Here is a 13,763-nt window from a genome sequence, read left to right as displayed (position 1 = left end):
CGCCGTCTCATTCCGGCGCCAGCACCGCAACCTTCAACTCAGCTTTTTTCGCGCCGCTGAACTGGACGGTGGCCGGGCCGGGCGCAAGCTTGAAGCGCACGCTCTTGCGGATGCCAGGGCATGTTTTCACGCCACTATAGCCCGCCGACTTGATGGCCTGGCCATCCTGGATGACATCGATCCAGGCCTCCCCCGAGAGACTGATCTGGATGGCTCCCTCGGATGGCACTTCCACGCTGGCGACGGCCCCAAACGTGTCTGATGCCGGCGCACGTTCGGGCGCCACCGCAAAACCGGCTTTCTCTACCGGCACCAGCGCCAGGTCCGCAGCCGCACCAACCGCCAGCGCCGCTCCGGACGGCGTTGCCGGTGCCGCGGCAAACAGGGTCTGCTCCCGCGTCACCGGCCATTTGAAGGCCTCACAGCCGGCGTCCTCGGCCATGGCGAAGCTGGTGCCTGCGACGATCGCGAACAGGCTGATGACGACTTTTTTCATGGCAAGACCCCCACACATTCAGATTGTTGTACACGCATTAATACAACCATAGAGGTATTAATGCAACCCTGGCGAGAAACATTTGAAGGGAATTGGGAACATTCCCAATCACTGATTGTTGATGGCAAACCAGGGGAAATGAATGGTCCAATGCCGGGCGATAAACTATGGCCGATCCCGGAAGCTAAAGGGAGTTTTAGATGAAGCTTTTCGACGGCCTTGCCAAATATCAGCCGCAGGCACTCGGCATTCTGCGCATCGTGACCGCGCTGCAGTTCATCGAGCATGGCAGCCAGAAACTGTTCAACTTCCCCGTCAGCGCCGATCCCCACGCCCTTTCCGGGCTGACCATGACCGCCGGCATCCTCGAATTCGCCGGCGGCATCCTGCTGGCGCTGGGCCTGTTCACCCGGCCGGTCGCGTTCCTTCTGGCCGGCGAAATGGCGATCGCCTATTTCATGGCGCACGCGCCGCGCGACTTCTTCCCGGTCAACAATGGCGGCGATTCGGCGATCTCATTCTGCTTCATCTTCCTCTATCTGGTGTTTGCGGGCGCCGGCGCCTTCGCGCTGGACAACCGCCGCAGCGCCTGACGCCCAGAAGAAGGGGCGGGCCTAGTGCATGTCGCCCAAAAGTGCCCGCGGTTTTGGGACAACGACATGTACAAAACAGGAATCTGAAGCGCATCGGCGAAGCCGAAGCGCTTCAGGCACGCATCCGTTCGAAATTGGCGTCGAAAAGCGGCACCACCTGAATGCGCGCCGCATGGCGCTTGCCCAGCAGCTCGATTTCGAAGCCGTCGCTCTCATCGGCGATCTCCTTCGGCACATAGCCGATGGCGACGGATTTCTTCGAATGATGCGCATAGCCGCCCGACGTCACCCAGCCGCGCACCGCACCATCGAACCAGATCGGCTCGTCGCCAATGACATCGGCATCGTCGGCATCGACGATAAAGGCGCGCAGGCGCAATTTGCCGCCCAGCTTGCGCTCGGCCAGCGCCGCGGCCTTGCCGATGAAATCGGCGTCCTTGCCGTAAGCAACGAAGCGGTCGAGCCCCGCTTCCAGCGGTCCGTAGATCGGCCGGTACTCGCGCCCCCATGAGCCGTAATTCTTGTCCAGCCGCAGCGCATTGAGGGCGCGCGAGCCGAACAGGCCGATGCCGAATTCCTCGCTCGCCGCCATCAGCGCTTGATAGGCGGCGCGCTGGTATTCCGGCGTCACCCAGATTTCGTAGCCGAGATCGCCGGTATAGCTCACACGGCCGACCAGGCACGGCGCCATGCCGATATCCATCCGGCCAATGGCCATGAAGGAAAATGCCGCATTGGAGACATCCGAACGCGTGGCCTTTGCCAGCACATCCCGCGCCTTCGGCCCCGCGATCGACAAGCCGCTGAGCTTCTGGCCCAGCGCCTCGATGCGGACCGAGCCGTCGTCTGGCAGGTGCTGCTCGAACCAGCGCATGTGGTATTGCTCGGCGATGCCGGAGCCGGCGAGGAACCAGCCGTCTTCCCCCAGATTGGCCAGCGTGAAGTCGCCGATCAGCCTGCCGTCCTGCTTCAGCATCGGCGCCAGCGTCATGCGGCCGGGTTTCGGCAGTTTGCAGGCAAGCATCCGGTCGAGCCAGGCGGCCGCCCCCTCACCCGTCACCTTGTATTTGGCGAAGCTCGAAATCTCGGACAGGCCGACACCGTCACGAACCGTCGCGACCTCCCTGGCGACCTGCGTGAAGTCGCTCGAGCGGCGCCACGAGAATTCGTCCTTGACGCCTTCCGGCGCGTACCACAGCGGCACTTCCAGCCCATAGGCAACGCCCCATTGCGCACCCCCAGCAGACAGCAGATCATAGATCGGCGTCGTCTTCAGCGGCCGCCCGGCGGGCAACTCCTCATTGGGGAAGCGGATCGAAAAGCGCCTGGAATAATTCTCGCGCACCTTGGCGTTGGTATAGGCCATCGTCGCCCAGTCGCCGTAGCGCGCGACATCCATCGCCCAGATATCGGCGCCGGGATCGCCCTCGATCATCCAGTTCGACAAAGCGAGGCCGACGCCGCCGCCTTGCGAAAAACCGGCCATGACGCCGCAAGCGACCCAGAAGCCCGGCAGCCCGCGCACCGGCCCGACCAGCGGGTTGCCGTCCGGCGCGAAGGTGAAGGGGCCGTTGATGATCTGCTTGATGCCGGTGTTCTGGAAGGCCGGGAAATGGCGGAAGCCGACCTCCAGCGACGGCGCGATGCGGTCGATGTCCGGCGCCAGCAGTTCATGGCCGAAATTCCATGGCGTCTGGTATTCGGACCACGGCTTGTTGGCCTTCTCATAGGTGCCCATCAGCATGCCGCCGCGCTCCTGGCGCAGGTAAAGCTCGCCATCGAAGTCGACCGCGTGGATGATCTCGGTGCCGGTCTTGGCGTTCCAGGCGGCGACCTCCGGCATATCCTCGGTGATCAGGTACATGTGCTCCATGGCCAGCACCGGCAGTTCGAGACCAACCATGCGGCCGACCTCGCGCGCCCACAGGCCGCCGGCATTGACGACATGCTCGGCCACCACCTCGCCCTTGTTGGTGATGATGCGCCACAGCCCGTCAGGACGCCGCACAATGTCCTCGACCTTGGTGAAACGCTCCACTTCCGCCCCAAGTTTCCGCGCGGCCTTGGCATAGGCATGGGTGACGCCCGAGGGGTCGAGATGGCCGTCCTCCTTGTTCCTGACGGCGCCGACGAACTGCCTGGGGTCGAGAAGCGGCATCAGTTCGGCCGCCTCGTTGGGCGAGATCTCCTCCAGCTCGATGCCGAGATAGCGGCCCTTGGCGACGACGCCGCGCAGCCAGTCCAGCCGCGCCTCGGTTGCCGCCAGAAGCACGCCACCGGTCAGATGCACGCCGGTCGCCTGCCCGGAAAGCTCCTCGATCTCCTTGTAGAGGTTGATGGTGTATTTCTGCAGCTTGGCGACGTTAGGGTCGCCATTAATGGTGTGCATGCCGCCGGCCGCGTGCCAGGTCGAGCCGGACGTCAATTCGTCGCGCTCCAGCAGGACAACATCGGTCCAGCCGTGGCGGGCGAGATGGAACAGCACGGAGCACCCGACGACGCCACCGCCAATGACCACGACCTTTGCATGCGATTTCATGGATTTTTCTCTGTTATCAATGAGTTGGATGGGTGGAATGAATCGAAATGGGAGGAGCCAAGCCGCCCCCCTCTGGCCTGCCGGCCATCTCCCCCTCAAGGGGGGAGATCAGCAGCGGCTGCGCCGCGACCCTCTTTTCAACATTGGTAGTTGGCGAAGAAGAACGTGCCAGCCAATCTCCCCCCTGGAGGGGGAGATGTCCGGCAGGACAGAGGGGGGTGCACGCGCGCAAACCTGTGACCATCACGGCTCGCCCTGCCCGATCGCTTCCTTGCGCCTGGCCATGTAAGCCTCCAGCGCCTCGCGCACGGCGATATCCATCACCGGCTCGACATAGTCTTCCAGCGCCTTCTTCCACAGCCGCGTCGCCCGCGCCGTGGCGTCGAGCCCGCCAGCCTCCTGCCACGCCTCGTAATTCTGCCAGTTTGACAGCATCGGCTGGTAGAAGGCGGTGGCGTAGCGCTCCAGCGTGTGCGGTTCGCCGAAGAAATGGCCGCCGGTCGGCACCGCGCCCAACGCCTCGACGGCGAGCTCGGCCTCATTGACCTCGATCGGGCGCAAGAACTCCATCATGTGCTGGATCATCTCGACATCGATGATGAGCTTCTCGAACGACGCCGTCAGCCCGCCCTCCTGCCAGCCGGCGGCATGATAGACGAGATTGCCGTGGCCTAGCACCGCGCCCCACAGCGCCATCAGCGTCTCATAGGCGCCCTGCGCATCGGCGGCGTTGGAAGCCGAGCCCGGCGTCGTGCGGTACGGAAGCCCGTAGCGCCGTGCCAGTTGCCCCGACGCAATGTTGGCCTTGGTGTTCTCAGGCGTGCCGAAGGCCGGCGCGCCGGACTTCATGTCGACATTGGAGGTGAAGGCGCCATACATGACCGGCGCGCCTGGACGGACAAGCTGCGTCAGCACGACGCCGAACAGCGCCTCGGCGTTCTGCTGCGCCAGCGCGCCGGCCAGCGTCACCGGGCTCATCGCCCCCATCAGCGTGAACGGCGTCACCGCCACCGACTGGCCGAACTCGGCCATGGTCATCAGTCCTTCGGCCATCATCTCGTCGAAGCGGCGCGGCGAGTTGACCGAGATGATGGTGGTGATGCCGGGGTCGTCGCGCATCTGATCGAGCGTCAGCCCGCGCGAAACCGCCATCATCTCGATGCCGTCAAGCGCCCTGCCCCTCCCGATCGCCGAGACATGGAAACTCTTGTCGGTCAGCGTCAGATTGGTAAAGTAGGTGTCGAGATGGCGGGAATTCGCCGGCAGCTCCACCGGTGCGCAGACCTGGTTGCCCAGCATATGGATGCAGTTGAAATGCTGCGCCAACCGGGTCAGATCCGCATAGTCGCGCAAATTGCCGGCGCGGCGGCCGCGCTCCATGTCGTGCACATTCGGCGGCCCGGCAACGAGCGTGAAATTGATGGTGTTGCCGCCCAGATGAACCGCGTTGGCCGGGTTGCGCGGCGTCAACACATAGGTGGACTGCGTGGTCTTCAGCACGTCTTCGATCAGGCCGCGATCGATGCGGACATTCGCCGAGGCATGATCGACTTTGGCGCCGGCCTTCTCGAACAGCGACAGCGCCCGCGGGCTCATCACCTCGATGCCGAAATTCTCCAATATGTGCATCGACGCCTGATGGATCTGCTCGATCTGGTCGGGCGACAGCATGGCCATTGGCGGATAGGGATTTGTCACCCGCCTGAGCGGCAGTTGCGGGATGGCCGATGGCCCTCTGTTGCTGGTGCGCTCGGCGCCGCGTTTGCGTCTTGGTTCGTTCATGCCGGTATCAAAGCCCCGGCAAACCGGGCAAGCTGTCAGAAATACGTCGTCTGCGGGCGCGATTTTAGCCACGGCGGCATTTCTGCAATGTCTGTTTAGAAAAAGCGACGAAGTGCGTCGGATTATCGATACTGGATTTCCTTGAGAGACTGCGCCGGCGAAGCGTTAACGGACGCCGCAAGATTCCCTTTATGATTTCGGCCTATTGCTCTGCCCATGCGTAGTTCGAGTTTTAGTAAAATTGGTGCGGTTTGCGTGCTGCTGGCGCTTTCGGCCTGCGCCACGCCGCCCAGCCACATCAACAATGTCTGTGCCGTCTTCGACCAGAATGACGGCTGGTTCGACAACTGGCAGTCGGCCGCCGAGCGCGCCCAGCAGAAATACGGCATCCCCGTTCCCGTGCTGATGGCGACGGTGCGCAAGGAATCCGGTTTCAAGAGCAATGCACGGCCGCCGCGCACCAAGCTGCTCGGCTTCATTCCGTGGAAGCATGTCTCGTCGGCCACCGGCTTCTCGCAGGCGCTGGACGGCACCTGGTCGCAATATCAGCGCGAAACCGGCAACTGGGCGGCACGGCGGACGAAATTCGCCGACGCCGTCGACTTTGTCGGCTGGTATCATTCCAAGACCGCGGACACGTATGGCGTTGCCCGCAACGATACCTACAACCTCTATCTGGCCTACTATCTCGGCTGGACCGCCTATGGCCGCGGCAACCGGGGCGATGCCGGCGTCCAGGGCTATGCCCGGGCCACCGACAAGATGGCGCGGGACTATGCGCAGCAACTGAGCGAGTGCGGCAACTGACTTTGCCGGAGCATTACGCAGCCAAGTGAAATCACTTGGCGCTGCGAAAAGCGATGTCGCCCCTCGAGCAGAAAAGATCTCAGCGATTCATTTGCTTGGGATCAGATGAAGGATTGCCTTCCCTGATTTTACCGCCGTCGTCGATAGCTTTCGGTCGAACGTCGCCAACTCGCCGTCATGCGACTTGGCCAGCGCCAGCAGATAACTGTCGGTTACTTGCGTCGAAGTCAGGATCTTGCCCGCGTCGATCTCTCTGGAACTGACAAGGCTAATGTCATCGGGCCAGAACTGGTGTCCGGCAAGTGCGTGCAATTTGCCGACGATCGGCGCGACGACGGCAGGGGAGCCAGGAGAGTTGGGGTATTTGGGGTTGCCCACGATCCTGATAACGCCATTCTCGGTGATGGGGCATGTGGCCCATGAGTGATGCCCGGTGGATTCGAACCACCGATGGGCATCGTCATGCGCGACATGAGCCGGATCGATCAGCGCAATCAACACATTGACGTCGAGCAGGAAGGTCACGGCAGCTCGTCGCGAAGCGCATTGACCGTTTCGAGATCGACCATCGGCCCGCCGGGCCGCGACGAAAGCAAGGGAATGCCGTTGCGCTCACCGCCCGCCTGCGGCCGACGCAGCGAACGGCGAACCAGATCGGAAATGACTTCTCCCACGCTGCGATCCTGCTGCCGCGCCATAGCCTTGGCGGCAAGAAGGACATCATCATCGATTGCAAGTGTCGTTCTCACAATTCGTCCTCCTTTCCAAGCATCAAACATCACGCATCACATAGAGCAACAGACTGAGATTCTCAAGGGACGCATGTTTTGCGCAGCATATGAAATTGATGGCATTGCCTGATGCCGGTCAGTTCGGTTTCCTAGAAACGCCCGGCTTTGGGGTATCGCCGGTTTCCGAAACCTCGTCGCGGACCTCGTGACGGCGGGCTTTCGAAACGGCTTCCGTCTCCTCGCCGGCCTGCCTCGCTGCATCGGCTTCCGCGCTGCCCGTCTTGCCGCGCGGACGCTTCGGTGGCGTGCCGGCAAAACCGGGGCCATCGCCATGCGGCGCGTCATCCGGCACGCCTTCGTGCGCGGCGTGCTCCTTGTCGAACTTGATCACCGGCTCCATCGTTGCCAGCACGTCGTCGGAGAGCCAGCACAGGCTCATATGGCCGCCGCCGAGATGCTTGACCGGTGGCACCTTGGTCTCGCACAGATTGTCAGGCACCAGCTTCTTGTAGCCGCAGCGGGTCTGGAACGGGCAGCCGGACGGTGGGTTCATCGCCGAGGGAATGTCGCCCTCCAGCACGATGTGCCGCTTGACCACGCTGGTGTCAGCGATCGGGATCGCCGACAGCAGCGCCTCGGTATAGGGATGGTAGGGCGGCGCGAAGATCTGGTCGGTCGTGCCTTGCTCGACAATATAGCCGAGATACATGACCACGACGCGGTCGGCGATGTAGCGCACGACCGACAGATCATGGCTGATGAACAGCATTGTCGTCTTGTTCTTGCGCTGGATGTCCATCAGCAGCTCGGTCACCGCCGCCTGCACCGACACGTCGAGTGCCGAGACCGGCTCGTCGGCCACCACCACCTTGGCGTCGCCGGCAAAGGCCCGCGCCACGCCGATGCGCTGCTTCTGGCCGCCGGATAGCTGGCGCGGCTTGCGGGTCTCGAACGCCCTGGGCAGCTTCACCAGGTCGAGCAGCTCCAGCATGCGCTTGCGGCGGTCGGCGACCGTCTTGCCGACATTGAACTTCTCCAGCGTGCGGATGATCTGCGAACCGACCGAATGGCTGGGATTGAGCGTGTCGAACGGGTTCTGGAACACCATCTGGATCGACGACACCGTGTCGACACTCCGCTTCTCGATGCCCGTCGACTGGATTTCCTTGTTGCCCAGCGTCACCGTGCCGGCACTTGCCGTCTCCAGCCCGAGCAGCACCTTGGCCAGCGTCGACTTTCCGCAGCCGGATTCGCCGACGATGGCAACCGTCTCGGATTCGCGCGCCATGAACGAGATCGTCTCATTGGCCTTGACGACGCGGCCCTCGCTCGAGCCGAACACCTCGCTGCCGCCCACCCTGTAGTATTTTCTGAGATCCTCGATCTTGAGCACCGGAGCGCCGGGCACGACGCGCTCATTGACCTTTTTGGCGCCGGGCGGCAGCGCCTCCCAGTCGATCTCGTTGAAGCGCACGCAGCGCGAGAAATGGCCTTCGTGACCCGCGACCTCGATCATCGGGATTTCGGCGGCGTTGCAGACGCCCTCGACGAAATGGTGGCAGCGAGGGCCGAAATTGCAGCCCTTGGGCCGCTCGTGCGGCAGCGGTAGCTGGCCGGGGATCGAAATTAGCGGCCGCGAGTTCTTGTCGGCGCCGGGCAGCGGGATCGAGCGGAACAGCCCTTGCGTATAAGGGTGGCGCATCCGGTCGAAGACGTCCTTGATCTTGCCCGTTTCGACCGCTTCGCCCGAATACATAACCGTGATGCGGTCGCAGGTTTCCAGGATCAGGCCGAGATTGTGCGACACGAAAATCATCGACGTGCCGAACTTCTCGCCGAGCCCCTTGACCAGGTCGACAATGCCGGCCTCCACCGTCACGTCGAGCGCCGTCGTCGGTTCGTCGAGCAAAAGCAGCGCCGGCTTCGACAGCAGCGCCATGGCAATGACGATGCGTTGCTGCTGGCCGCCCGAGAGCTGGTGCGGATAGGAGCGCATCATGCGCTCGGGATCAGGCAGCTTGACCGCGCGCACCATGTCAAGCGCGCGTTTATGGGCCTCTTCCTTCGACACCTTGTCGTGGATCAGCGGCACTTCCATCAATTGCTGGCCGACCTTCATCGCCGGGTTCAGGCTCGCCATCGGCTCCTGGTAGATCATCGCGATCTTGTTGCCGCGAATGGAGCGCAACTCCTCGTCGGAGAGCTCGCCCATGTCCTTGCCCTGGAACTTGATCTTGCCGCCGACGATCTTCCCGATGTTGGAGAGGTCGCGCATGATGCCGAGCGACACGGTCGACTTGCCGCAGCCGGATTCGCCGACGATGCCCATCGCCTCGCCGGGCATGACGGTGCAGGAAAAATCCATGACCGCCGGGATCTCGCCCTTGCGGGTGAAGAAGGAGATCGACAGGTTCTCGATCTCGATGATCGGCGCGTTGGCCGGCCCATTGGTTGGCGTGGCGGGATTTCGAACTGCCTCGTTCATGGGTCGCTCCAATCCTGGTTCTTCTAGGCCTGTTTCTATCAGGCGCATCGGGTCGAAACCCGCGAGATCAGTCTTTCATCGATTGTTCGCGCAGCGAGTCGGCGAGCAGGTTCAAGCCCAGCACGAACGACATCAGTGCGATCGTCGGCGGCAACGCCGGGTGGATGAAGGAGCGCAGCAGGCGGCTGGCGTCCTTGATCGCAGTGCCCCAGTCCGGACTTTCCGGCGCCAGGCCAAGGCCGAAATAACCGAGCGTGCCGAGCAGGATCGTGGTGTAGCCGATGCGCAGGCAGGCGTCGACGATCAGTGGCCCGCGCGCATTGGGCAGGATCTCCCATAGCATGATGTACCAGGGCGATTCACCGCGCGTCTGCGCCGCCGCCACATAGTCACGCGTCTTGATGTCCATCACCAGGCCACGCACGATGCGGAACACGCCGGGGCTGGACGCGAACACCACCGCCACGAAGATGTTGAGCTGGTTGGGATCGATGTGCACGATCTTCAGCGGATCGGCGTCGAAGACAAGGCCGGCATAGATCCAGCCGCCGAGGATCAAGGTGATGCCGAGCAAGATGTAGAGCCGGTCGGGGCGGTTCTTGTAGCGCGTCCAGAACAGCACCGTGAAGAAGATGATCGGGAACAGGAAGAAGACGCCGGCCATGCCATAGGGGATCGGCGTGTCCATGATGCCCGGCGTCACCAAAAGATAAAACAGCAGGATCACAGGGAAGGCCAGCACGAGATTGGCGAGGAACGACAGCACGGTGTCGATCTTGCCGCCGTAGTAGCCGGCGGGTAGGCCGAGCGTGATGCCGACCATCAGCGCGAAGCCGGTTGCCGCCGGCGCGATGATCAGCACGATCTGGCTGCCATAGACCATGCGCGAAAACACGTCGCGTGCCAGCTTGTCGCCACCGAACAGATAGGCCAGTCCCGATTTCGGTTCGACGGCGCCCGGCAGCACATCCTTCATGATGGGAATCTGGGCCAGCGGATCGAAGGGAGAAACGGTCGCGGCGAAGATTGCCGTGAACAGCCAGAACAGGCAGATGCCGACGCCGACGATGCCGACACCGCTGTCGAACAGCTGGCCGTAGAGCGCCAGCTTCTTCTTGTAGGCGAAGCTCGCGCCCATGACGATGACGAGCGCGATCCAGACCGGCCAGAAGCGCGACAGCACTTCGAGAACGACGGTGAAGCCACTGATGTATTGAACCGGCATCCGCTTCGCTCCCTACTGGACTCTGATACGCGGATTGAGAAACGCGTAGCCGACATCGGAAATGAGCTGCGTGATCAAGACGATGAACACCGAGACCAGCGAGCAGCCGAGCAAAAGGTCGATGTCGTTGTTGCCGGCCGCCTCGACCAGCGTGTAGCCGAAGCCCTGGTAACGAAACATCACCTCGACGATGACGACGCCGGTGAGCAGCCAGGGAAACTGCAGCATGATGACGGTGAACGGTGCGATCAGCGCGTTGCGCAAGGCATGTTTGACCACGACGCTGCCGAAGGAAAGACCCTTCAACCTGGCAGTGCGGATATATTGCTGCGTCATCACTTCGACCATCGAGGCACGCGTCATGCGGGCGATGTAGCCGATGCCGTAAATCGCCAGCGTCATCACCGGCAAAGTGAAATTATAGAAGGTGATGCCCTGGCTGGCCGAAGCCGCCGAGCCGTTCAGCCAGCCTAGCCATGAGGCGAAGATGACGGTGAAAATGACGCCCGACACATATTCAGGCGTCGCCGTCGAGGCGATCGATGCCACCGACAGCACGCGGTCGGTTCGCGACCCCTCGCGCATGCCGGCCAGAATGCCGATCAGCAGCGAGATCGGCACCATCACCACCAGCACCCAGAACATCAGGATGCCCGTAGCGCCGAGTGCCGGAAACAGTTTTGAGGCGACGGTCGCCTTGAACTTGGTCGAGCAGCCGAAATCGCCCTGGAAAACGCCGGCGAAGGTCGGGACGAGCGGATCGTTGCAGAAGGAGAAACGCTGCGCCGGCTTGCCGGTCGCCGGGTCTGTCACAGGTTGCTTGGGCACCACGCCCAGCCACTGCCCATAGCGGACGAAGAAGTTCTGCCGATAGCCATGGTTGACCAGCCAGCTCTCGAGCTGCTCGGCCGACGTATGCATTTCGGTCTGGCTGATCGCCAGCTTCTTCAGATTGGGTTCGAGGTTGATCAGGAAGAAGACGACCATGGTCAGGCACAGCATCGTCAATGCCATGGTGCCAAGACGCCTGATAACGAAGGAAAGCATGGCGGCCCCCTGCCGATGGGTTGGGGTTTGAGCCGGCTATGAAAGCCAACCCTGCCGTAACCGGCGGGGCTGGCTGTCAAACAGGCCTTCGGATGCGATCAACCCTGTTTTTGTTGCATGGCCTTGCCCGCGAGTCCGCAATTTTTTTGAGAACGTGCGGACCAGCAGGGACGGACGATGCAAAGAGCGGGGGAAGGGAGCGAGCCTCTTCCCCCAATGTCGGTGCGATCAAGCCTGGTCGAGCCAGATCTTGCCGTAGTCGCGCTCGAAGGTCGGGTGCATCTTGTAATTCTGCACCGCCTTGACCGAGTGGCTGTAGAGCTTGCGCCAGTACGGCTGGATCATGATGCCGGAATCCTGCAGGATCTGCTCGATTTCCTTCATCATCTCCTTGCGCTTGGCGGCGTCGGCAACGGCGAGCGCCGCATTCAGCTTGGCATCCCAGTCCGGATTCGACCAGCCGGCCTCGTTCCAGGCCTCGCCGGTGCGATAGGCGATGGCCAGAACCTGGACGCCGAGCGGGCGCATGTTCCAGTTGGTCATCGACAGCGGATACTTCGTCCAGTCGTTCCAGAACGTCGAACCCGGCAGAACGGTGCGCTTCACCTTGATGCCGGCGTCGCGCAGCTGGGCGGCGATCGCATCGCCGGTGTTCTTGTGCCAGTCTTCATCGACAGTGATCAGCTCGTGTTCGAAGTCGGCCTGGCCGGCTTCCGCCATCAGCGCCTTTGCCTTGGCCGGATCACGGGCAACCTTGGGCAGCTCGTAATATTCCGGATGGATCGAGCAGACATGGTGGTTTTCGGCGACCGAACCGGCATTGCCGTAGCCGAGCTGCAAGACGACATTGTTGTCGACCGCAAGCTGCAGCGCGTTGCGCACCTTCTGGTCGCCATAGGGCTTGTTGTTGACGTTGGTGCGGCAGACGATGGTCGACGCGGTGACGATCTCCGACTTCACCAGGTCCATGCCGTCGAGGATCGACACATAGTCGGCCGAAGTCTCGAAATTGGTGTGCACTTCGCCGGCTTCGAAAGCGCTGACCATGGCTGCCGGATCGGTGCCGTAGTCGATGAATTCCAGGCCATCGAGGAACACTTCGCCATCCCACCACTTGTCGTCGGTGCGGCGCTTGTAGACCACCTTCTGACCGACATCGTAGGAGACGAGTTCGAACGGACCGGTGCCGATCGGGCAGGCCTTGAAGTCGCCGCCCTTCTCGTCGAAGGTCTTGTGGACGATGAGGCCGGGATAGTCGCACATGTTCGGAATCAGCGCGATGTCCGGCTTGGTGAGCTTCAGCACGACCGTGTGGTCGTCCGGCATGGTCACGGCGCTTTCGTCGAGCTTGTCGTCCTTGACCAGCGAGCCAAGACGGCCTGGCATGGAATTGCCTTCGGCTTTCTTGTCGGCCCAACGCTTCAGGTTGAAGACGACGTCGGCGGCGGTGAAGGCATCGCCATTCGACCAGGTGACGCCCTTGCGCACATGCAGCGTGTACTGCGTGGCATCCTCGTTGACGTCCCAGCTTTCCAGCAGATAGGGGCGGAACGTGTATTCGGACGTGTACTTGACCAACGGCTCGAGCGCCTGGCGCTCGGCATTGGCGATTTCCGACCAGTCGGCCTTGCGCGGGTCCTTGGGATCCTTGATCCACTGGGCGATCTTCAGCGTGCCGCCCTTCTTGCCCTTTACCTCTTCGGCCTTCGCCGGCGTCGGATCGGCGAGCCCGAGCAAGCCGTAAGCCATTGCCGTCGATGCGCCGAAGACGCTGGCCATGGCCAGGAATTCGCGGCGGTCCACCTTGCCTGCCTTGGCTTCTTCGGCCATGGCCAGGATGTGATCCGGAACGCGATCGCCATTACTCTTATAAATTGTCATGACTTAACTCCCATTGTTGGCTTTCCGCCTTTTAACATTCCGCATCCAGGCCATGATGTCAAAGACGGCGTGGATTGAGAACATGTTAGGGAATGTGCAACTTTGAAAGGGGAGCGGTTCGCGTGATAACGACAGTCTTGGCGCAAATTTGCTACTGTCCGATGGATTCTTCTGGAA

11 protein-coding genes are annotated in these 13,763 nt (G+C 62.2%); 2 read left to right on the top strand and 9 right to left on the bottom strand.

Going from position 1 to position 13,763, the window contains the following annotated elements; all coding sequences use genetic code 11:
- Positions 1 to 7: 7 nt before the first annotated feature.
- Positions 8 to 496, bottom strand: a complete 489-nt coding sequence (locus EOA19_RS09895) for a hypothetical protein (protein WP_206638022.1) — start codon at positions 494 to 496, stop codon at positions 8 to 10.
- 200 nt (positions 497 to 696) lie between these two features.
- Between EOA19_RS09895 and EOA19_RS09890 the strand changes: the two genes are divergently transcribed.
- Positions 697 to 1,089, top strand: a complete 393-nt coding sequence (locus EOA19_RS09890; RefSeq protein WP_128303442.1) for a DoxX family protein — start codon at positions 697 to 699, stop codon at positions 1,087 to 1,089.
- A gap of 112 nt (positions 1,090 to 1,201) precedes the next feature.
- Here the strand turns inward: EOA19_RS09890 and EOA19_RS09885 are convergent, their stop codons facing one another.
- Positions 1,202 to 3,628, bottom strand: coding sequence for an FAD-dependent oxidoreductase (locus EOA19_RS09885; RefSeq protein ID WP_128303441.1), 2,427 nt, complete (start codon positions 3,626 to 3,628; stop codon positions 1,202 to 1,204).
- Positions 3,629 to 3,871: 243 nt separating this feature from the next.
- Entirely contained in the window at positions 3,872 to 5,410 is a 1,539-nt protein-coding gene (locus EOA19_RS09880; RefSeq protein WP_128303440.1) for a trimethylamine methyltransferase family protein, read from the bottom strand.
- Positions 5,411 to 5,626: 216 nt separating this feature from the next.
- On the opposite strand from EOA19_RS09880, the gene EOA19_RS09875 reads away from it, so the two are divergent.
- On the top strand, positions 5,627 to 6,217 hold the full coding sequence (locus EOA19_RS09875; RefSeq protein WP_023813211.1) for a transglycosylase SLT domain-containing protein: 591 nt from the start codon (positions 5,627 to 5,629) through the stop codon (positions 6,215 to 6,217).
- An 87-nt stretch (positions 6,218 to 6,304) separates the two neighbouring features.
- Here EOA19_RS09875 and EOA19_RS09870 read toward each other — a convergent pair whose 3' ends face one another.
- The 6 genes from EOA19_RS09870 to EOA19_RS09845 form a co-directional block, all read right to left on the bottom strand.
- Positions 6,305 to 6,742: a TA system VapC family ribonuclease toxin gene (locus EOA19_RS09870; protein WP_023813212.1), complete on the bottom strand. Its 438-nt coding sequence runs from the start codon at positions 6,740 to 6,742 to the stop codon at positions 6,305 to 6,307.
- On the bottom strand, positions 6,739 to 6,966 hold the full coding sequence (locus EOA19_RS09865; RefSeq protein ID WP_023813213.1) for a CopG family transcriptional regulator: 228 nt from the start codon (positions 6,964 to 6,966) through the stop codon (positions 6,739 to 6,741). The genes EOA19_RS09870 and EOA19_RS09865 overlap by 4 nt, the downstream gene beginning before the upstream one ends.
- A gap of 118 nt (positions 6,967 to 7,084) precedes the next feature.
- The gene (locus EOA19_RS09860; RefSeq protein WP_128303439.1) at positions 7,085 to 9,433 is read right to left on the bottom strand and encodes an ABC transporter ATP-binding protein; all 2,349 of its coding nucleotides are present in this window, start codon (positions 9,431 to 9,433) and stop codon (positions 7,085 to 7,087) included.
- 67 nt (positions 9,434 to 9,500) lie between these two features.
- Positions 9,501 to 10,658, bottom strand: a complete 1,158-nt coding sequence (locus EOA19_RS09855) for an ABC transporter permease (RefSeq protein ID WP_128303438.1) — start codon at positions 10,656 to 10,658, stop codon at positions 9,501 to 9,503.
- Positions 10,659 to 10,670: 12 nt separating this feature from the next.
- Positions 10,671 to 11,705, bottom strand: a complete 1,035-nt coding sequence (locus EOA19_RS09850; protein WP_027035014.1) for an ABC transporter permease — start codon at positions 11,703 to 11,705, stop codon at positions 10,671 to 10,673.
- A gap of 228 nt (positions 11,706 to 11,933) precedes the next feature.
- Positions 11,934 to 13,586 carry an ABC transporter substrate-binding protein gene (locus EOA19_RS09845; RefSeq protein WP_128303437.1) on the bottom strand — a complete coding sequence of 551 codons (1,653 nt, stop codon included), beginning with the start codon at positions 13,584 to 13,586 and terminating at the stop codon, positions 11,934 to 11,936.
- Between the last annotated feature and the right edge of the window lie 177 nt (positions 13,587 to 13,763).

The sequence above is a fragment of the Mesorhizobium sp. M7A.F.Ca.US.010.02.1.1 genome (assembly GCF_004023085.1).
Lineage (GTDB): Bacteria > Pseudomonadota > Alphaproteobacteria > Rhizobiales > Rhizobiaceae > Mesorhizobium.
Note: the sequence above shows the minus strand (reverse complement) of the source record. Positions and strands in the feature narration are given on the sequence as shown.